The 19,456-nt window shown below is 62.5% G+C and carries 16 protein-coding genes; 10 read left to right on the forward strand and 6 right to left on the reverse strand.

The window, feature by feature from the left end; translation table 11 throughout:
- Positions 1-11: 11 nt before the first annotated feature.
- The 3 genes from ACTHXA_RS06080 (at position 12) to ACTHXA_RS06090 (ending at position 3,000) form a co-directional block, all read left to right on the forward strand.
- Entirely contained in the window at positions 12-1,307 is a 1,296-nt protein-coding gene (locus ACTHXA_RS06080) for a glycosyltransferase (protein ID WP_441670401.1), read from the forward strand.
- Positions 1,300-2,088, forward strand: a complete 789-nt coding sequence (locus ACTHXA_RS06085; protein ID WP_441670403.1) for a PIG-L deacetylase family protein — start codon at positions 1,300-1,302, stop codon at positions 2,086-2,088. The genes ACTHXA_RS06080 and ACTHXA_RS06085 overlap by 8 nt, the downstream gene beginning before the upstream one ends.
- 114 nt (positions 2,089-2,202) lie before the next feature.
- Entirely contained in the window at positions 2,203-3,000 is a 798-nt protein-coding gene (locus ACTHXA_RS06090; protein WP_441670405.1) for a fructosamine kinase family protein, read from the forward strand.
- Between the two features lie 295 nt (positions 3,001-3,295).
- On the opposite strand, the gene ACTHXA_RS06095 is transcribed toward ACTHXA_RS06090, so the two are convergent.
- Positions 3,296-3,634, reverse strand: coding sequence for a hypothetical protein (locus ACTHXA_RS06095; RefSeq protein WP_441670407.1), 339 nt, complete (start codon positions 3,632-3,634; stop codon positions 3,296-3,298).
- 13 nt (positions 3,635-3,647) lie between these two features.
- Between ACTHXA_RS06095 and ACTHXA_RS06100 the strand changes: the two genes are divergently transcribed.
- Positions 3,648-5,498, forward strand: coding sequence for a family 20 glycosylhydrolase (locus ACTHXA_RS06100; protein WP_441670409.1), 1,851 nt, complete (start codon positions 3,648-3,650; stop codon positions 5,496-5,498).
- A gap of 7 nt (positions 5,499-5,505) precedes the next feature.
- Here the strand turns inward: ACTHXA_RS06100 and ACTHXA_RS06105 are convergent, their stop codons facing one another.
- Entirely contained in the window at positions 5,506-6,678 is a 1,173-nt protein-coding gene (locus ACTHXA_RS06105; RefSeq protein WP_441670411.1) for a M23 family metallopeptidase, read from the reverse strand.
- 331 nt (positions 6,679-7,009) lie between these two features.
- Between ACTHXA_RS06105 and ACTHXA_RS06110 the strand changes: the two genes are divergently transcribed.
- Positions 7,010-8,062: a tartrate dehydrogenase gene (locus ACTHXA_RS06110; RefSeq protein ID WP_441670413.1), complete on the forward strand. Its 1,053-nt coding sequence runs from the start codon at positions 7,010-7,012 to the stop codon at positions 8,060-8,062.
- A 382-nt stretch (positions 8,063-8,444) separates the two neighbouring features.
- Here ACTHXA_RS06110 and ACTHXA_RS06115 read toward each other — a convergent pair whose 3' ends face one another.
- Complete coding sequence (locus ACTHXA_RS06115; RefSeq protein ID WP_441670415.1) at positions 8,445-8,750, reverse strand: hypothetical protein; 306 nt, start codon at positions 8,748-8,750, stop codon at positions 8,445-8,447.
- Between the two features lie 366 nt (positions 8,751-9,116).
- Between ACTHXA_RS06115 and ACTHXA_RS06120 the strand changes: the two genes are divergently transcribed.
- The 3 genes from ACTHXA_RS06120 to ACTHXA_RS06130 all read left to right on the forward strand — a co-directional run bounded on the left by ACTHXA_RS06120 (position 9,117) and on the right by ACTHXA_RS06130 (position 13,483).
- Positions 9,117-9,908 (forward strand): MarR family winged helix-turn-helix transcriptional regulator, encoded by a 792-nt coding sequence (locus tag ACTHXA_RS06120; RefSeq protein ID WP_441670417.1) that lies wholly within the window; start codon positions 9,117-9,119, stop codon positions 9,906-9,908.
- Positions 9,909-10,042: 134 nt separating this feature from the next.
- Positions 10,043-10,813: an HAD family hydrolase gene (locus ACTHXA_RS06125; RefSeq protein ID WP_441670419.1), complete on the forward strand. Its 771-nt coding sequence runs from the start codon at positions 10,043-10,045 to the stop codon at positions 10,811-10,813.
- A 3-nt stretch (positions 10,814-10,816) separates the two neighbouring features.
- Complete coding sequence (locus tag ACTHXA_RS06130; RefSeq protein ID WP_441670421.1) at positions 10,817-13,483, forward strand: glycoside hydrolase family 65 protein; 2,667 nt, start codon at positions 10,817-10,819, stop codon at positions 13,481-13,483.
- A gap of 22 nt (positions 13,484-13,505) precedes the next feature.
- On the opposite strand, the gene ACTHXA_RS06135 is transcribed toward ACTHXA_RS06130, so the two are convergent.
- Positions 13,506-14,522 (reverse strand): LysR family transcriptional regulator, encoded by a 1,017-nt coding sequence (locus ACTHXA_RS06135; RefSeq protein WP_441670423.1) that lies wholly within the window; start codon positions 14,520-14,522, stop codon positions 13,506-13,508.
- 78 nt (positions 14,523-14,600) lie between these two features.
- On the opposite strand from ACTHXA_RS06135, the gene ACTHXA_RS06140 reads away from it, so the two are divergent.
- A complete protein-coding gene (locus ACTHXA_RS06140) occupies positions 14,601-16,349 on the forward strand; it encodes an FAD-dependent oxidoreductase (protein ID WP_441670425.1) in 1,749 nt (582 codons plus the stop codon).
- Positions 16,350-16,497: 148 nt separating this feature from the next.
- Here ACTHXA_RS06140 and ACTHXA_RS06145 read toward each other — a convergent pair whose 3' ends face one another.
- Both ACTHXA_RS06145 and ACTHXA_RS06150 read right to left on the reverse strand, forming a co-directional pair.
- A complete protein-coding gene (locus ACTHXA_RS06145) occupies positions 16,498-17,160 on the reverse strand; it encodes a response regulator transcription factor (protein WP_441670427.1) in 663 nt (220 codons plus the stop codon).
- A gap of 94 nt (positions 17,161-17,254) precedes the next feature.
- On the reverse strand, positions 17,255-18,472 hold the full coding sequence (locus tag ACTHXA_RS06150) for a sensor histidine kinase (protein ID WP_441670429.1): 1,218 nt from the start codon (positions 18,470-18,472) through the stop codon (positions 17,255-17,257).
- A 172-nt stretch (positions 18,473-18,644) separates the two neighbouring features.
- On the opposite strand from ACTHXA_RS06150, the gene ACTHXA_RS06155 reads away from it, so the two are divergent.
- Positions 18,645-19,412 (forward strand): DUF4352 domain-containing protein, encoded by a 768-nt coding sequence (locus ACTHXA_RS06155; protein ID WP_441670431.1) that lies wholly within the window; start codon positions 18,645-18,647, stop codon positions 19,410-19,412.
- The last annotated feature ends 44 nt before the right edge of the window (positions 19,413-19,456 follow it).

Here is a 19,456-nt window from a genome sequence, read left to right on the forward strand (position 1 = left end):
TGTTCGTGGGTATGAGTTCTGCCGATCGAGCACTGACGCCGCTGCACATCGCGTTCGTGGTGCTTCACACCTCCCCGATTGATGACCCCGGAACTAAGGATGCTGGGGGCATGAATGTCGTCGTGCGCGCGCAGGCTGAGGAACTCGCATCCCTCGGCCACCAGGTCGAAATGATCACGCGCCGCCAGGATCGGCAATCACCAGCGCTCGCCGAGATTGCGCCGAATTTGCGCCTACACGTGCTTGAAGCCGGTCCCACGCAGACCATTGAGAAGGGCGATCACGAACTCTATATCGAGGCGTTCCGGGAACAGCTCGCGCCGCTATTGCGCGAGCTGCAGGTTGATGTGATCCATGGCGAACACTGGTTCTCCGGGATAGCGGCGCTGCCGATTGCGCGGGAACTCGGTGTGCCGTTCGTGCAGAGCTTCCACTCCATTGCCGCAGACAACTCGCTGCCGCTTGATGCCGGTGAACGGGCGGAATCGCCGGGCCGGCTCGCGGGCGAAGCAATGCTCGCCAAGGAATCAGACGCGCTCGTGGTGATCAGCAATGCCGAGCTGGACACCGCCGTGAGCCGCCTCGGCGCGAATCCGGATCAGGTGTTCATTGTGCCGCCGGGGGTGAACGCGGATCTCTTCCATCCGGCTGCAGCTGGTGCGGCTGCTGAAGCCGACTCGCGACCGAAGCGGTTGATCGCGGCTGGCCGACTGCATCCACTCAAAGGCGTTGATCTTGCGATCGAGGCCCTCGCGCTCATCGATGAGTCGATTCGTCCGGACTTCGTGATTGTCGGATCTGCGCCGCCCGACTGCCTGGACTATGAGGCCTCACTGCACGAGACAGTTGCGCGAGAGGGTCTCGAAGAACACGTTGAGTTCCTCGGTGCACTCACGCGGAAGCCCTTTGCCGACGCGCTTCGGACCGCCGATATTGCCTTGATGCCCTCACATTCCGAGACGTTCGGGCTCGTATCGTTGGAGGCGGCTGCCACCGGACTGCCCGTGGTTGCGTACCGATCGGGCGGTCTGCAGGAGTCGGTGCTTCACGGCGAAACTGGTCTGCTCGTTGACACCCGCGATCCGGCAGAGTGGGCGGCCACGATCACGCAGCTATTGCTCGATCCAGAGCTGACACGCTCCCTCGGCGAAGGTGCGCTGCGCCACGCCCGCGCGATGACGTGGCAAGCATCCGCCGAGCAATTGCTCGAGGTCTACCGCAATTTGGTGGTTGCTGAAGTGGCTGTGACGACGACGGCCGATGCCGAGGCCGAAGCCACGGCTGGGACCGAAGCCGACCGTGTCTGAGGCCGCAGCCACATCGGCCGCCCAGGCACTCGACGCGGCCCGACACGTACTTGTCGTCCACGCGCATCCTGACGACGAGGTACTCGCGGGCGGCGCGCTGTTGCGCGAGCTGCACGAACGTGGTGTGCGTGTCACGCTCGTGACCTGTTGCCGTGGAGAAGCCGGCGAGATCGTCGCGGGAGTGCTCCCTGAGGACACGGACCCCGCAGAACTTGCTCAAGTTCGCGAGCAAGAACTGCGCGGTTCCGTCGCTGCGCTCGGCATCAATGCCGCATACTGGCTCGGCCTCCCGCCGGCGCGTGCTGAAGGGCTCGAGCCGCGGGTGTACCGCGACTCGGGGATGGCGTGGATTCGGCCTGGGCTCGCTGGTCCCGCCGACACCAGCGACCAGAATTCCCTCACCGCGGCATCCGTGGAGGAAGTAATCGCCGATGTTCTGGCGGCAACTGAGCGCAACCGTCCGGATCTCGTCATCAGCTACGACGATGCTGGCGGCTACGGGCATCCTGATCACGTGCGCGTACGCGAGGCGAGCCTTGCTGCGGCGCGGACTCTGCGCATCCCCTATGCCGAGCTCGTGGAAGAAATGCCGACTGCGGGTGGCGGGACGGACGTTGCCTGGTTTTCACTTCCGCAGCATCGCACTGCGGTGTTGGATGCGCTTCACAGCCATCGCACCCAGCTCACGGTGGATGCAGATGGTCAGGCCCTCACCCATTCGGGCGGGCAGCGTCAGGCGGTTCCGCTCGAAATTGGCCTGCGGCTCGTCGCGGAGGGGTAGCAGGCGCGCGGTCGAACCCCGATCCAGCACCGCTGTCTATCGTGGATTCCTTGACTTGATCGTTCACGGCCCAGGCGCCACCAACGATCGACTCGCGATGTCTATCGTGGAAGCATGACGCGAACATTCACGAAGACCCCCGGAAATGCCCTCGGCGAGGCCGCTGGACTTCGCTGGCTCGCTGAGGCCGAGCCCGCTGGCGGAGCCCACGTGGCCGCCGTCATCGCAGTCGATGAATCGCGCCTCGAAATCGAGCACATTCCTTCGGGACGCGCGTCAGTTGCGGCTGCGCGGAAGTTCGGCCGCAGCCTTGCGGTGACGCATGCGGCGGGCGCCGATTGGTGGGGATGCCCACCCCGAGATTGGGTGGGCGGTCCGTCAGTGGGGAATTCGCAGACTCCGCTTGTGCTCGACCGGGCCGATTCTGCATCGACTTGGGGCGAGTTCTACGCGGACTCGCGCATCCTGGATTTCGCGCGCAGGCTTTCGGAGGCTGGCGCCATCGACAAGGCAGAGTACGCCGTGTTCGATCGACTCGCAGATCGGCTACGCGCGGGTGATTTCGATGTCGCTCAGCCGGAGCTGGTAGCCGCCGCGGGCAACACTGTCGCACGCGTGCACGGTGATATGTGGGCGGGCAATGTCCTCTATGACGATGGGGCTACAGGGGCGACGCTCATCGATCCGATGGCGCACGGTGGCCATGCTGAGACCGATCTCGGCACGCTCGCGGTGTTCGGCTTTCAGCACCTGGATGAGGTGTACCGCGGCTACGACGAGGCGTCGCCCTTCGCGCCGGGTTGGCAGGAACGCGTGGACCTGCACAAACTCGGGGTCGTGATCATGCACGCCCACCTCTTCGGCGGCGGGTACATCGGCGAGTCCCTGCACCTCGCCCGCCGCTACGTCTAGCCTCGCGCTGCACTCCCACCCTCCCCCTTCGCAGAGTGGTCGCTCCTTGTTGGAATTCTTCGAATTAACCCCAAGCAGTGACCACTTTGGAATGGGATAGATCGACCCGCTTCACAGAGTGGTCGCTCCTTGTTGGAATTCTTCGAATTAACACCAAGCAGTGACCACTCTGCGGAGGGACGGAAGTTACTTCTGCGGCGAAGAGGTTTGCGGGAGCTGAATGAGCTAAAGATAGTCGGACGGCGCGTGATCCAGAGCAGCAAGATCGAACACGGCGCGATCGAACACGTCCAGATCAGGCAAAGAACGGTTCGTTGATTGGCGATGCGTCAACCGTGGCAAGGTGAATATCAGCGAAGCCGGCGGGAGTGAAACCAGTGGCGGCGAAACGGATGGCGGTGATAAGGGTGGCGATGAGGTGGAGAGCTGTGAGTCGACGTACAACCGTGATCGTGATGGGGATGGCCGCAGTGGCGGCGGGGATGCTGTTGCCGATGAGTTCTTCCGCAGCGGCAGGCATGCCAATATCAGCTGCGGCTTCCGCTTCGACTTCGACTTCGACTTCGACTTCGACTTCGGGCATCCACGACGGAATTGCAAACACCAGCGCCGACACCGAGTCAAGCGCAGGCACCAACACCCTCGCGATGCTGCCACCACCCAGCGAAGTAGTCGACCTAACCGAAGCATCCGGCAGTTGGGAACCCGACGGAACCACGCGCATCCTTATCGACGACCAATCGCTCGCGGCGGAGGCCAACCGACTCGCTGATGAACTCGTCGCGATCGGCATACTCGACACCCGACCGGAAATATTCGAAGTCTCGGCGGCCACGGACGGGACGTTCGCAGGCGCGACCGTTGCGGACATTTTGCTCCAGACTGAGGGAACCGCGGATGACGTCACCGGCTCAGTGCCTGACTCCAGCGACGGCTCAGACGCGAACACAGACTCCGAGGCCGGGGCGAACACCGACACCGACACCGACACCGACACCGACACCGACCCCGACCCAGACACCGACACCGACACCGACCCCGACCCAGACACGAACTCAACCACCGTGTCCCTACAAGCAACCCCTGACGCATCCAACACCGCCGGCCTCACCGCATCCGGTGCCGACTCGACCGCGATTTTTCGGGCCACGAGGCCCCTACTCCAGCAGCTCGCCGCAACCGGCAGCATCCCCGCGGGCGAATACACCTTCAATCTTCCGGCAGACCAAGTCCGCGCCATCCACATCGACATCGCCCGCAAGCACTACCCGATCGAGTCCCTCGAAGCGCTCCTCTACCAAATGAGCTGGCTCGGAATGAACGAACTCGAGTTGCACTTCTCCGAAAACGAAGGCTTCGCGATCGAGTCGACCACGCATCCGGAAATCGCTTCACCCGAGGCGCACTCGCAAGCCGAAATCACCGAACTGGTGGAGCTCGCAAACTCGCTGCACATCCGGGTCACTCCCTCGCTCGATATGCCCGGGCACCTGGACCACGTGCTCGACACCTACCCGGAGCTGCAATTGCGCGACGCCGCGGGCGGCACCGTGTTCGGCGCGCTCGACATCACAAACCCGGACGCGATCGACTTCGCCAACGACCTCGTGGGCGAATACACCGAGCTATTTCAACAGCCGCAGTTCGCCGAACCAGTCCCTTGGCATCTCGGCGGCGACGAGTTTGTGAACTTCGCCAGTGACCACGAGGTTGCGACGCTCACCCAGGCGGCTCACGAGGAATACGGGTCGGATGCGACCGCCTACGACGCGCTCACCGCCTTCGTCAACGAGCAGGCCGCCACCATCAGCGATGCAGGCTACGCGCCGCGCGTCTGGAGCGATGGGATGCTGCGCGCCGAGCACGTGCAACTCGATCCCGAGATTGAGGTGGCCTACTGGACCCAACGACCACCTGGAGCCATCCCCGCGAGCGACTTCGCGGCCGCAGGCTACGAGATCCTCAACGTCAACGACGAATTCCTGTACTTCGTCCTCGGTGAGCGCGTCGAGTACTACTACCCGACGGGCGAGGCAATTCTCGAGCGCTGGGATGCGACGGTGTTCCCGTCAGTGGCGGGTCAGCCCGAGGTGGTGGATGCGACCACCGGTGGCATGTTCGCGATTTGGAGTGATATTCCGGGTGCGCTCTCGGCCGAGGCGGTCGTGGCTGCCGTGCGCGCGCCGACGGCAGCGATGGCCGTGAAGTTCGCCGATCCGAGTTCGGCGATGTCGTTTGCCGAGTTGGATGCGACGCTCGCGGCGATCGGTGAGCCGCCGAGTGTCCCTTTCGAGGCGTCGCCGGAGGCACCGGCGCTACTGCCCGCGGAAACGACACCACCCCCATCCGATTCACACGCTTCGATCGAAGCGGGCCAATCACACGGGGGTGGGTCTGGGAGCCAATGGATGTGGTGGCTCGGCGGGATGCTTGTTGCTATCGGTGTTGCCGGCGCCATCTGGGCGGTCCTGCGGCGGAGGCGCGAACCGCGTTCGTAGCCTTTGCTTAGGCGTGCTGGTTCAGGAACGGGATTGGGTCGATTTTCGAGCCGCCGACGATGACCTCGAAGTGGAGGTGTGCGCCGGTCGAGACACCAGTGTTGCCCACGTTACCGATGGTTTCGCCGGCGGATACGGTCTGGCCAACCGACACGTTGATTGCCGAGAGGTGCGCGTAGAGCGTGGTCACGGTCTGACCATCGATGGTGTGCTGCACCTCGATGTAGTTACCGTAGCTCGTGCCGCCGTAGCTCACGTTGGTCACGGTACCGTCGGCCATCGATCCAACTGCTACGCCGTAACCTGGCACGAAGTCAACACCCTGGTGGTAGCTCGAGGCACCGGCGGTGGGCGAGTTACGGGGGCCGTAACCGCTCGAGATACCGGAGCCCTCGCCGACGGGCCAGACGACGCTGGCGACGGCGGCGCTTGCGGTCGATGCCTCCGACGGAGCCGAAGCGGTGGTTGCTTCTTCCTCAACTACGGTTTCGTTTTCCGCAGCGAGACCGGCGACCGCGCTGCTGTCAAAGGATGCAACGGTGGTCTCTTCGATCTCGGGCTTGGTTTCGCTCGCGGTCTGTGCGTCAGCGGGTGCGGATTCTTCCGCGGCTACTTCCTCAGTCGCGGTTTCTACCGCGGTCTCGGATGCGGCTTCCGTGTCGGCGGCTTCGCTAATCTCGGGAGCGCTCACTGCTGCGAACGCAGCTGCGGAGCCGGTACCGAGCACCACGGTGCCAGCCATGAGACCGATCGCGACGGTGGAGCCCTTGACTCGACGGCCAGCGAACAGGCCGCTGCTGCGTCGGGTGCTGCGCCACTGTGCCCGGAAGGACTCGGGGATCTCTACCTCATCCGATTCCTCGGCGGTGCTGGAGCTGACCACGTTCGCCGCCTTGGCTGCGCGGAGGGATTCACTGAAAGCCTCAACACGCGCTTGCGCCTCGGCGGCACGCTCAGCTTCACGACGCTCGCGACGAGTGCGGTACTGGATACCACCGTTCGGCTCAGTCTCAGTTTCAAGTTCTACGGTGTTCGATTGTGCTGCATCCTCCAGCGCACGAGGCGAGGAGTCATCCTCAAGCTTCGTGAGGGTTTCGCCGGACTCGATCTCGGCAACAAGCTCAGCGAGCTCGTTACTCTCGACCTGAGTTGGCTGGTCCTTGTGGGGGGTAAACGACATAAAGAAAAGGCTCCTTGTGGGATGGGACTCACCGAGAGTAACGAGAATGTAACGATAAGGTCAAGCCTTCGTTATAAATTTACTTTCGTTCTCATGGTTTTCTCATCCTTGTGGCCGGTCAGATCGTTGCAGTGACGCGGTTCTCCCCATAGTCTCCGCAAAATAACTTTGGTAACGACAACGTAACCCCGTCGCATCAGAGGCCGCATTCGGTAAAGTCAAGACAACACGTCAACTGACACCACCAGGTGGACTGCGCATCCTCGATCTGGCCGAAGCTGGCCCGCTCAAGGCGGCTGACGCATCCGCCCCTCCGATTGAATGGACACCTATGAGCGCGAAGTACGTAATCGACTCCATCCCCGGCGACGGCATCGGCGTCGATGTCACCGATGTTGCAATGCGCGCGGTTGACGCCGTCGCCCAGCTGCACGACTTTTCAGTCGATTGGCGCATCCGCGAGTGGAACAGCGACTTCTATAAGAAGACCGGTCGGATGATGCCCGAGGACGGTCTCGAGCAGATGGCGAGCGGCGACGGGATCTACCTCGGCGCCGTCGGTACACCCGACGTGCCGGATGACATTACGCTCTGGGGCCTGCTCATTCCGATTCGTCGCGAGTTCGATCAGTACATTAACCTGCGCCCAATGCGGCTGCTTCCGGGCATCAAGGGAAGCATGCCGGGCCTCGAGAACCTCGACGTTGTGGTGGTCCGCGAGAACGTCGAAGGCGAGTACTCCACCATCGGTGGTCGCTTCGGCACCGGCACTCCCGGCGAATTCGCGCTTCAGGAGGCAGTGTTCACCCGCGCGGGAATCACGCGCGTCGCACGCTACGCCGCGACCGTGGCCGAGCAGCGCGGTGGCAAGCTCGTGTCCGCAACGAAATCGAACGGCATCATCCACAGCATGCCGTTCTGGGATGAAGTGGTCGCCGAAACGACCGCCGAGTTCCCCTCGGTACAGGTAGAGAAGGTACTGATCGATGCGCTCGCCGCTCGCCTCGTGATGAAGCCCACGAGCGTCAACACTCTTGTGGCCTCGAACCTCTTCGGCGATATCCTCTCCGACCTCGTTGCCGGTGTCGCTGGCTCGATCGGGATTGCTCCGAGCGCTAACCTCAATCCGGAGCGCCGCTTCCCCTCGATGTTCGAACCGGTGCACGGCTCGGCACCGGACATCGCCGGCAAGGGCATCGCGAACCCCGTCGGCGCACTCTGGGCCGCGGCAATGATGCTCGAGCACCTTGGTGAATCCGCCGCCGCCGTTGCGCTCACCGCAGCATTCGAAGGCGCACTTGCCGATGGCATCTCGACACCCGACCTCGGCGGCAACGCGACCACCGCATCCTTCGCTGAGGAAGTGATCGCGCGCCTCAAGTAGGTTGCACTGCGCTCTGGCCTCGTCCCTTCTTAGGGGCGAGGCCAGAATTGTTTCGCGCGGCGCGACCAGAGCTGATTCCCGGGCAAAGTTCGCGCCCGCTAAGGGTTGGCGGATGCTGAAAACTTGCGAGCGCCGAACGATTGCGGTCGCCGAAATCCACATTGGGGCCCCAGGTCGCGCGATGTCCCGTTATTAGGGGACATCGAGCGACCTCAGACCCCGTTGTGGATTTTTACGGAAGCAATGAAGCCGCATTGCATCATCAACAGTGATGCTCGACACCAGCAGCGGTATTTCTGCGCCAACGGTGGCGCTTCAGTCGCGCCAGCAGCAGTTCAGCCGCGAAGCGGCGCTTCAGCCCCGCCAGCGACGCCTCAACGCACTACTCCGCCAGGTTTTCGATGTGCGCGCGGATCGCATCCGCCTCTTTGTCGTACCAACCGTGCTCTTCGCCGTAGCCGACGAGTCGCGCTATCTGCTGGTTGCGCTCTTCGCTCGAGTCGCCGTTGCGGAGAAAGCCGATCGCGATCCACAGGTGTTCCGCATCGGCAATTGGCACAACTTCGACGTTGCTCGTTGCCAAGTCGGTGAGCTCAGTGGTTGTGCGGCCGCCCGCGTCCACGTGAAGGCGCGAAAAGTCGTCAGGTTCGTCGAGGGTGAAGCCGTTGTCATTCGCCGTGATGATCATGCCCGCAACATTGCCGCACTCGTATCCGTAATCACTGGATGCGTGGGGTCGGACCCCTTACGTGGTCAAGTGAGGATGCGGGCACCGAAGCAATTACAGGATGCGCGGGGTGCGTCTACCGAGGTGACTAACGCGCTGAGAAAGCAGTTGGTTGGCGCCAGCCTTCCCGCTGGCGCCAACCGAAAAGTGACCCCGTTGTCACATCGGGCATTTTAGGCACCCAGTCGGACTTTAATCCAGAGCGCCGCGAGAATGCGCACCAAACGAAAACAACAGGCATCTGTTGCTATTTCCAACAGCATCCTGTAGATTCTTCATCAGGTACCAGTTCAACAGGTACCATCATCTTAGGAAAGGATCCACACTATGGATACCGAAGCACTTTTTCAGAAGTTTCGTCACATTTCTCATCTCATGAAGCCACGCGGCCGTCGCGGACGACCAGGACGGGGCGGCCTCGACGCACACTTCGGCGCGAGTAAAACCGAACAGGGTTTTGCCGCCGATCCAACGCGCGGCCAGGGCCGCATCCTGGCAGCGCTCAAGCTGCAGGACGGCGTACCAACAAAGGACCTCGCATTCATCCTCGGCATGCGCGTGGCCTCGCTCAACGAGCTGCTCGTCAAACTCGAGCGCTCAGAACTGATTAGCCGCGAGCCCTCCGAGGAAGACAAGCGCGTCATCCTCATCCATCTCACCGATGAAGGTCGCAACACCGAGCAATTTCGACCAGAGCGACCGGATGCATTCGGCTCGCTCTCGGAAGACGAGCGTGAACAGCTCGGCGCCTATCTCGACCGCATCATTGAACAGCTCGAGGCCGAGCGTGAAGCCAACGCTGACGAGGAGGCTCCCGACGAGGAGTTTGAGCGTTGGAGCCAGCAAGCCCGCGCGCGAATGGGCGATGAGCAGTTTGATCGATGGATGTCGCGCATGGCCGAGTACGCACCCGATGGGTATGCGGGACGCTATGGCCGCGGCGGCCGAGGTCGCGGTGGTGAAGGTCGTGGTCGTAGGGGCCACGGACATGGGCGTGGGCAGGCCTCGGGTCATGAAGCTGCGCAGGGTGACTTCCGAAATCGGCATCGCCCGCGCCACTACGGCAAGGGAGACGGCTTTGATCGTGGCTACGGCTACGAGGAGCGAGGCCGCAGCTAACCGCAAGCAGAGCCCGCTCTAGCTCCCACACCGCATCCAAACCAACACACCAAATCCGGGGTCGCGCATCTTCGCGCGGCCCCGGATTTGCACGTTCACCCCACCGTTATCTCAACCAGACAATAATCGAGGGCATGTTTGTGGCGAACCCCGAACGGACCCTCAGCACTATTCGAGCCTTCCTCTTTGACCTCGACGGAGTAATCACCCCCACCGCGGAGGTACACCGTCGCGCGTGGGCGGCACTGTTCACCGCAGAGTTCGATTCCCGCGGCGCAGCGCCCTATACCGAAGCCGACTACTTTGAGCATCTCGACGGTAAGCCCCGGTTTGACGGAGTGCGCGACGTGCTTGCCTCTCGTGGTGTTGTGCTGCCCGAGGGCTCGCCCGAAGATGCTCCCGAACTCGAAACCGTTGCGGGCCTCGGCAATCGCAAGAATGTGCACTTCGCGCGGCTCCTCGACAGCGAAGGGGTAGCGGCCTATCCGGGCTCACTCGAGCTCCTCGAGGAATGCACCCGGCGCGAGATCGACGCGGCGATCGTCACGAGTTCCCGAAATGGCAAGCGCGTGCTCACCGCAGCAGGTCTCAATAACCGGTTTGAGGTCATCGTCGACGGCGTGCATTCCGCAGCACTCGGCCTCCCCGGAAAGCCCGCGCCCGACACCTACCTGCGCGCCGCACTCGAACTCGGCATCCCTTCCGCAGAATGCGCCGTGGTCGAGGATGCGCTTTCTGGCGTCGCAGCCGGGGCCGCCGGAGATTTCGGCCTCGTCATCGGCGTCGACCGCGGCGTCGGCACGCAAGCCCTCGTCGAATCCGGCGCGGACCTTGTCGTCACCGACTTGGCCGAACTCATCCCGCCACTTCGCACCGCACATTCCACGACAGAAACCGAGGTCTAGCTCATGAGCGAATCGATTTACACTCCCCCTCGCGAGCAGCACCCCTGGTGGAATGACACTGCCGAACGCGCCTCATCATCACGCGATCCACTACCCGGTGAAGAGCTCGACCGCACCATGTTTCCGATTGACCCGTGGGCCATCGTCGAGACACGCTTCGACCCCGCGCTGCAGGGCCGCACCGAGTCGCTATTCGCGATGGGCAACGGTTTTATCGGGATGCGCGGCAATATTGACGAGGGACGCGAGGCTGCCGAGCACGGCACCTTCATTAATGGTCTCCACGAAACCTGGCCAATCCGGCACGCGGAGGAAGCCTTCGGATTCGCTCGCGTCGGCCAAACCATCATCAATGCGCCCGACGCCAAGGTAGTCCGACTCTACGTTGATGACGAGCCGTTCATCCTCTCTACCGCCGAAATTGTGGTGTACGAGCGGCGACTCGACCTGCGTGCGGGCACCCTGACCCGTGACCTCACGTGGCGCACCTCGAGCGGCAAGCACGTGCGAATCCGCTCTAGCCGGCTCGTCTCATTCACCGAGCGTCACCTCGCCGTAATCGAGTACGAGGTTGAGCTCTTGGATGCGGATGCTTCGATCGTGATTTCGAGTCAGCTCCTGAATCGTCAGGATGGCGTGGATGAATACCGCGACTTTGCGGCGAACGGTGGGAACAACGGCACCAGCCCCGCAGACTCGAAGACCTTCGACCCCCGCAAGGCCGAAGTGATCGAAGAACGCATCCTGGACCCGACCGTGCAGCGCGACAACGGGAGCCGCCTCGTGCTCGGCTACCGCGTCCACAATTCTGGGATGTCCGTGGCGAGCGCGGTGGACCACCGCCTCACCGTAGGCGGCGCCGCCACCGGCGAATGGAAGGTGACGAACACCATCCAAGAAGATGTCGCAAAGCGGGTGTACCGGCTCAACGGCCGTGAGAACACGCCAATCAAACTCACCAAATATGTGAGTTATCACACCGCGAACATTGCCCCACCGCGGGAACTCGCCGACCGCTGCGCCCGCACCCTCGACCGCGCGATCGAAGAATCGGTGCAGACGCATCACACCAATCAGCGGGCGTGGCTCAACGAGTTTTGGAAGACCTCCGACGTCGTGCTGCACGGCCAAGAGGATCTGCAGCAAGCGATGCGGTTCAACCTCTACCAGCTGGCGCAGGCGGCAGCCCGTGCCGACGGTCTGGGGATTCCGGCGAAGGGTGTGACCGGTTCGGGATACAGCGGCCACTATTTCTGGGACTCCGAGATTTTCGTGCTGCCCTTCCTGAGCTATACCCAGCCGACCATGGCTCGCAATGCGCTGCGCTTCCGGTACAACCTGCTCGATGCGGCACGGACGCGCGCGGAGGAACTCAATGAGCGCGGCGCGCTGTTCCCGTGGCGCACCATCAACGGCCAGGAATCGAGCGCGTACTACGCGGCCGGGACCGCACAGTTTCACATCGACGCCGATATCACCTACGCGATGGCACAGTACGTCTCGGCCACGGGCGACACCTCGTTCTTGCTCAATGGCGCCGTGGATGTCTTCGTGGAGACCGCGCGAATGTGGTACGACCTGGGGTTTTGGCGTCAAGCTGGCAAACAGGACACCTTCCACATTCACGGTGTAACCGGTCCAGACGAGTACACGACGGTGGTCAATGACAACCTCTTCACCAATGTCATGGCCCAAGAGAACCTGCATATCGCGGCAGACGTGGTCGACATGGTGCGCGAGAACTACCCGGATGACTTCGAGCCCATTGTGGATCGCCTCGGCTTGCAACCAATTGAGGTCGTGGCCTGGCGACGTGCGGCGAAACACATGCATATTCCTTACGACGAGAAATTCCGCATCCACCCGCAGGATGCCTCCTTCCTCGACAAAGAAATCTGGGATCTCGAGCGCACACCCGACTCGCAGCGCCCGCTCCTGTTGCACTTCCACCCACTGGTGATTTACCGATTCCAGGTCATTAAGCAGGCGGATGTGGTGCTCGCGCTGCTGCTGCGGGGTGACCTGTTTACGGCCGAAGAAAAGCTGCGCAATTTCGAGTACTACGACGTGCTCACCACCGCCGACTCAAGCCTTTCGGCTGCGGTGCAGTCAGTGATGGCGGCGGAAGTCGGGCACATGCGGCTCGCCGAGCAGTACTTCCGACACAATGCCTTTGTCGACCTCGCCGACCTCCACGGCAACACCGACGTCGGCATCCACGTCGCCTCAGCGGGTGGGCTCTGGATGGGCGCGGTATTCGGCTTCGCCGGAATGCGCGACCACCACGGTGAAATTACCTTCGACCCGCGCCTGCCGGACAGTTGGGAGGGCATCGACTTTGGACTGCGCATTCGGGAATCACGGGTGCGGGTGGAGCTTCGCCCCGACACCATCTCGTTTGTGCTGGAGCGCGGTCGCGCCGTGACGGTGAAAGTCCGCGGGGACGAAGTGCACATCACGCCGACTGCTCCCACCGTCATCCACCTCGCCGATCAGGGTCCGCGCCAGCGCAAGAAGCTCGGGATGCACACCATCAACGGCTGGCATCGCTCCGACGGCACCCTGCTGACCGCGTCAGTGCCGACAGTGACCGGGCAGATTCCGCAGTTGGGTGCGGTTCGGGTGCAGGATGCGCAGGGTCGCGAACCTGGTCCGTTCGGGGATACGTAGGGGCACGGTCTCGCTCACCCTCCTAGCTCCGTACCGCGGTCACGAACTCGGCGAACCTCGTGCCGGCTGAGGTGAGTTCGATTGCGGTATCGAAGACGAATCGCTGCATTTCGGATGCGGCGGCGGAAAGTCCGATATCGGTGCGCCGCGCGAGATTCACCGTGCGGGTGAGGTGCGGATCGACAAGCCGGGTGCTTCGCAGCTCAGGTCGATCGATCACCACCATCGCGGGAACCACCGCGACCCCGAGCCCGCGCTCAACAAAGCGGAGCACCGCATCCATCTCGGCCCCCTCGACGGCGATCGTCGGGCTGAGGCTGTGGGCCGCGAACGCGGCATCGGTCGCGATGCGAAGGTCATAGCTTTGGTTGAACGCGACCTGCGGAAGTCGCGAAAGCTCTGCCAGGGTGATCTCTTTCGGCGTGGCTGCGCGCGGTGTGGCCACACTCGGTATGGCTGCGCGCGGAGCAGCCACCGCCGCATCCCCGCCGTCGAGTAACTCGCCCAATGGCGCATTCACCGCAGAGATCACGACGAGTTCTTCCGTCATCAGCGGGACCAACTCAGTGCCGGATACCACCGGGGCTTCCCCCCGCGTGACCACCAGTGCGAGATCCAGCCCGCCCTCGTCGAGCACTTCCACGAGCATCCGGGAACCACCCTCGGTGACGTGGAGATCGATGCCAGGGTGAGCGTTGCGGAAACCAGCCAACACATCCGCAACCAGCGACACACACAGCGTCGGTGGTGCGCCGAGCCGTACCGTGCCGCTGCGCAGCCCCGCGAGTTCGTCGAGTTGCCGACGCACAAGTTCCGTATCCCCCAGGATCCGCCGCGCGATCGGCAGAATCCGGGCACCGGCATCGGTCAGCGTGATGCCCGAATGGTCTCGATGGAGCAGCTCAACCCCGAGATCGGCTTCCAGAGTGGCGATCTGGCGACTCAATGAGGGCTGCGTGACGAACATCTCTTCGGCCGCGCGTGTGAAATTACCGATACGAGCCACCGTGGCAAATGCGCGAAGCTGGTGCAGTTTCATGCCGATAGCCTAAACGCATCACGTCAAGCATAAATATGCATTAGCGCAATAGATTAGGTATGCCTAACGTGGATGAACATGATCACTCAACACACCACCGAACGACTCATGTCCACCTCCGTACTCGTTATCGGCACGGGCGGTGCGGGACTCCGCGCTTCCATCGAACTGGCTGAACGAGGCGTTCAGGTCCTTGCCGTTGGTAAGCGTCGCAAGCACGACGCGCACACCACGCTCGCCGCGGGTGGCATTAACGCCGCCCTCGCCACCATGGATCCGGAAGACTCCTGGGAACAGCACGCCGCCGACACCTTGCGCGAGTCCTACTTCCTCGCTGATCCGGCAATCGTTGAGACCGTAACCCGCAATGCCGCGCAGGGCATCGAAGACCTCGAACGCTACGGCATGCCGTTCGCTCGCGAAGCGGACGGCCGCATTTCGCAGCGCTTCTTCGGCGCACACAAGTACCGCCGCACCTGCTACGCGGGCGACTACACCGGCCTGGAAATCCAGCGCACCCTGATGCGCCGCGCAGACGAACTCAATGTCCAGGTGATCGACACGATCTACATCACCCGCATCCTCGTCTCTGATGGCACCGTATTCGGCGCCTACGGCTTCGATATCGTCGATGGTTCACCAGTACAGATCCATGCGGATGCGGTGATCCTCGCCGCCGGTGGTCACACGCGAATCTGGCGCCACACTTCCTCACGCCGCGACGAAAACACCGGCGACACCTTCCGGCTTGCGGCGCTCGCGGGGGCGAAGCTGCGTGACGCGGAGCTCGTTCAGTTCCACCCTTCGGGCCTGCTCGAGCCGGATGACGCCGCCGGCACGCTCGTTTCGGAAGCCGCTCGTGGTGAGGGCGGCATCCTGACCAACGCGCTGGGTGAGCGCTTCATGGAGAAGTACGACCCCGAGCGCATGGAACTGTCGACCCGCGACCGGGTGGCGCTGGCTGGCTACACCGAGATCACCGAGGGTCGCGGCACCGACAAGGGCGGCGTCTACCTCGATGTCTCGCACCTGCCGCGCGAGACGATCCTCGAAAAGCTGCCGCGCGTGTACCGGACTCTGATTGACCTGCAGATGCTCGACATCACCAAGGACAAGATGGAAATCGCTCCGACGGCCCACTACTCGATGGGTGGTGTGTGGGTCACTGCTGATAAGCACAGCACCGGGGTTGAGGGGCTCTACGCAATCGGCGAGGCAGCTTCCGGTCTGCACGGCGCAAACCGTCTTGGCGGAAACTCCCTGATCGAGCTGCTCGTCTACGGTCGTCTCACCGGTCAGGATGCTACCGATTATGTGGTTGCGCGTGCCGATGTACACCGCGATGCCGAGGTCGTTGCCGAAGCCCGCGAAGAGATGCAGGCGCTGCTGCGCGATCACGGCACCGAGTCGGCTCGCAGGCTGCAGCGCGAACTACGCAACCTCATGAGCGCCCACGCGGGTGTCGTACGCACCGAAGCAGGGCTCAAGGAGGGCCTGCAGAAGCTGGATGCCCTGGAAGACCGTGCCAAGAACGTTACCGCGCACCCCGACATCGCCGGCTTCGACGACCTGGCGCACGCCTTTGATCTGTTGGGATCGCTCCTGGCTGCCCGTGCCACGCTCGAATCAGCACTTGAGCGACGCGAGACCCGCGGTGCCCACAACCGCGCCGACTTCCCCGAGACCGACCCCAACCTGCAGGGCAACTTCGTGTGGTCGGTCACGGAAGGTGTCACCTTTGAGTCACTCGCTCCCGCGCCGGATTCCTTCCGTTTACTCGCCGAAGAACGCGGCGATGACTCGGTCGAGGGCAAGCTCGTCGAGTAATCCCGGATGAGTTCCTGCGGTCGTCTCGTGCCGGGCTTTGCCTCGTCATGAGACGACCGCATTCGTTCTTCGCGCGGCTCGTTGCCTTGAAACTCAGATTTATGGCGGCTGCGTACCTAGCGGCTTCGCTTCATCACGGCTCAATGTCCTAAAGGCTCGGCCCATAGCCCGCTTTCGTCATCAAGACGGCAATTTGGATGCGCCCCTGGACCCCGAGCTTCTCGGCAATATTGGCAATGTATTGCTTGACGCTCGCTTCCGAAAGATGCACTGTCGCCCCAATTTGTGCGGATGATTCGCCAGTGGGGATGCGCTCAGCCACAGCAAGCTCACGGGGCGTGAGTTTCTCCACACGGCGACGGGCGACCCGACGTTCGCGCCGATCCGAATCGGCGTTAACCGAGTCAATAAGTTGCCGGGCACTCGCGGGCGACAATACGGATTCACCCTGAGCCGCCGCTTGAACGGCCCGAATGATCTCTTCCGGCGCCGCAGTTTTCAATAGGAAACCCGATGCACCCGCGGCAAGTGCTTTCAACATGGCGTCGTCGACGTTCCAGGTGGTAAGGATGACCACTTCGGGCGGGGATTGGAGTTGCTGCAGTGCCGCAGTCGCAGCAGTGCCATCGACCTCCGGCATGCCGAGGTCCATCAACACCACCGCCGGCTGCAAAGCCTGCACGTGAGCCACGATGCCGACACCGTTTTCGAGCTCACCGACGATCTCAATCTCCTCGTGGCCGGCGAAGATGCCCGCTATCGCTCGACGAGTGAGCGGGTCGTCATCAACGAGCAGTACACGAATGGTCATGCCAGTAGTCTATTTCTGGCCTCCGACATCACGAACGCGTCACCGCTCGTCGGCCACTCCGGGAGGGCAGTCGCGGCTTGGTCTTCCGGTGTGCCTACCCCGCCACCCAGGGCAGATTCGCTTCGACGCGGAATTCGTTTCCCACGCGACCTGCACGAAAGTCCCCGCCGAGCACCCGCACCCGTTCATGCATCCCGGTGAGGCCGCGACCGGTCGCAGCCTGCTCAGCCCCGCGTTCAGCAACAACGTTTGCGGCGTGAATGCTAATGCCATTACCGGGCGCACCCGTCACCGATAAGCGAAGCGCCGTGCCGGGAGCGTGTTTTCGCGCATTCGTGATGACCTCCTGCACGATTCTCACGACCGCTCGCGATAGATCTGCGGGTGCCCGCTCTGCATCCTGCAGGTACACGGTGAGATTCACTTGCTGGTTACCGACCGCGGAAGACTGAATAATTTCACTCAGTTGGCCGAGCGAAACTGGCGTCGATTCACCTTGTATGACATTGAGCAGCAACCGCAGATCATCCATTGACTGAGCCGCATTCGCGCGAATCGCCTCCGCAGACTCGACCAACTCGGGATAATCATTGGCTTGGTTGCGTAATGCCCCGGCTTGCAAGCTCAGCAACGAAAGTCGGTGGCCGAGAACGTCATGAATTTCGTGGGCGATCCGCTCTCGCTCTTGGCTTCTGGTGAGTTCAACGTCGATTTCGTCGCGACTACGACGCGCTTCCTGCTCGCTGCCGCGCATCCGCATGAGTATGCCGATCCCGATCGGTACTGCGAGCGATATCACCACCACGAACAGCGGCACGATGAAGGGCAGCTCCACGCGCGAGTCCGGGGTGTCACTATTTGCAAGGAACGTCTGGACGATTGACGCGCCATAATCCGACCCATAGATATCGGTGATTGCGCTTACGACTACCACGGCTAAGGCAACCGCTACGCCGCCAATCACCACGCGTTTGTCGCGTCGATAGGCGATCAAGTCGGCCAACCCGATCAGCGCAAACACCGGACCAAGTGGCAGCACTATGCCCGCCACCGCACCCACCAGCGTCAACGCGAGGGGGTAGCGCGCTCTGAATATGACACCCACGGTGAGCACGAGCAGCACCAATAAACTCACGAGCGAGATCAACATCCCCGCCGCAGTCTCTGGGTGCTCGGGGTCGCTGGTGATCTGTGCATTCTCGGAGTAGACGATTTCCATCAGCCCGGAAAGCAGAGCCAACGCCATGAGCAGCACGGTGCGGACCCACCGCAGTGCTTTCTTCAGCCAGCTTCGCCTCTGTTTATCGCTCACATCTGGAGCTTACGACCAGCCTCCGACATCTCGACAGTTGGCGATCGACTGGCACCGACTAGCCGATCGACAAGGGCGGTTTCAGCCAATCGGGAATGGTCCCGACAAAGGCCCTCTCGAGAGGCTTGAGGCACATATTTACTCGGCAATCGCAGTCACAGATAGGACAGTCATGTCGCACAACTCGAATTACGCTGGCGGCCCGCAGCAAGGTGAAGGATTCAACCAGCCGCAACAGGGAAACGCGCAGGGCGCACAGCAGTATCCGCAGCAGCCGCTCCAGCCACCGCAGCAACCGGCAAAGAAGAAGAACTGGTTTGCCCGACACAAAGTGCTGACCGGTATTGGCGCGGCAGTGCTGCTCATCGTGTTCATCAGCGCCGTCAGCGGCGGCGGCAGTGATGATTCTGCCGAGGTGCCTGCCGCGGAACAAGATTCATCGGCGGTAGCCGAGCAGGAAGCCGCTCCCGCAGAGGATGGCGAAGCGGTCCAGGCAGATGCTGAGGAGCCAGCTGACGCGGATGCAGTCCCAAACGCCGCGGGCATTGGCGACACTGTGGTGTCCGGCGATCTCGAGTTCACCATCACCGGCGTCGAGAGTGGCGTAACCGAGGTCGGAAGCGAGTACCTCAACTCGACGCCGCAGGGCGTGTATTACCTCGTGCATGTCGAAGTCACGAACACCGGAGATTCGGCAGAGTACTTCTCGAGCAGCAACCAGGTCCTCATCGACGACCAGGGTCGAGAACACGAAACCGATGGCTCCGCATCCCTCTACATCGAAGACAACGATGTGCTGTTCACCGATATCAACCCTGGCAACACCGCGGTTGGCACGCTGGTCTTTGATCTCCCCGCTGATGCCGCCCCGGTAGAGATCCACTTCGGCAGCGGTCTCTTCTCAGACGACGCCGTGGTGAGCCTCAGCGAATCCGCCTAATCGCGGACAGCGTCCAACTCGGGTCAGGCTACGGCCCGCGGCAC

Origin of the sequence: Gulosibacter sp. (assembly GCF_052090685.1) — a bacterium.
Taxonomy (GTDB): Bacteria; Actinomycetota; Actinomycetes; order Actinomycetales; family Microbacteriaceae; genus Gulosibacter.

What these genes read in the sequence shown, in the direction of transcription:
- ACTHXA_RS06080 (WP_441670401.1), top strand. Translation starts at nt 12, where the DNA reads ATGAGTTCTGCCGATCGAGCACTGACGCCGCTGCACATCGCGTTCGTG.
- ACTHXA_RS06090 (WP_441670405.1), top strand. Translation starts at nt 2,203, where the DNA reads ATGACGCGAACATTCACGAAGACCCCCGGAAATGCCCTCGGCGAGGCC.
- ACTHXA_RS06100 (WP_441670409.1), top strand. Translation starts at nt 3,648, where the DNA reads ATGCTGCCACCACCCAGCGAAGTAGTCGACCTAACCGAAGCATCCGGC.
- ACTHXA_RS06105 (WP_441670411.1), bottom strand. Translation starts at nt 6,678, where the DNA reads ATGTCGTTTACCCCCCACAAGGACCAGCCAACTCAGGTCGAGAGTAAC.
- ACTHXA_RS06110 (WP_441670413.1), top strand. Translation starts at nt 7,010, where the DNA reads ATGAGCGCGAAGTACGTAATCGACTCCATCCCCGGCGACGGCATCGGC.
- ACTHXA_RS06115 (WP_441670415.1), bottom strand. Translation starts at nt 8,750, where the DNA reads ATGATCATCACGGCGAATGACAACGGCTTCACCCTCGACGAACCTGAC.
- ACTHXA_RS06120 (WP_441670417.1), top strand. Translation starts at nt 9,117, where the DNA reads ATGGATACCGAAGCACTTTTTCAGAAGTTTCGTCACATTTCTCATCTC.
- ACTHXA_RS06125 (WP_441670419.1), top strand. Translation starts at nt 10,043, where the DNA reads ATGTTTGTGGCGAACCCCGAACGGACCCTCAGCACTATTCGAGCCTTC.
- ACTHXA_RS06130 (WP_441670421.1), top strand. Translation starts at nt 10,817, where the DNA reads ATGAGCGAATCGATTTACACTCCCCCTCGCGAGCAGCACCCCTGGTGG.
- ACTHXA_RS06135 (WP_441670423.1), bottom strand. Translation starts at nt 14,522, where the DNA reads ATGAAACTGCACCAGCTTCGCGCATTTGCCACGGTGGCTCGTATCGGT.
- ACTHXA_RS06140 (WP_441670425.1), top strand. Translation starts at nt 14,601, where the DNA reads ATGATCACTCAACACACCACCGAACGACTCATGTCCACCTCCGTACTC.
- ACTHXA_RS06145 (WP_441670427.1), bottom strand. Translation starts at nt 17,160, where the DNA reads ATGACCATTCGTGTACTGCTCGTTGATGACGACCCGCTCACTCGTCGA.
- ACTHXA_RS06155 (WP_441670431.1), top strand. Translation starts at nt 18,645, where the DNA reads ATGTCGCACAACTCGAATTACGCTGGCGGCCCGCAGCAAGGTGAAGGA.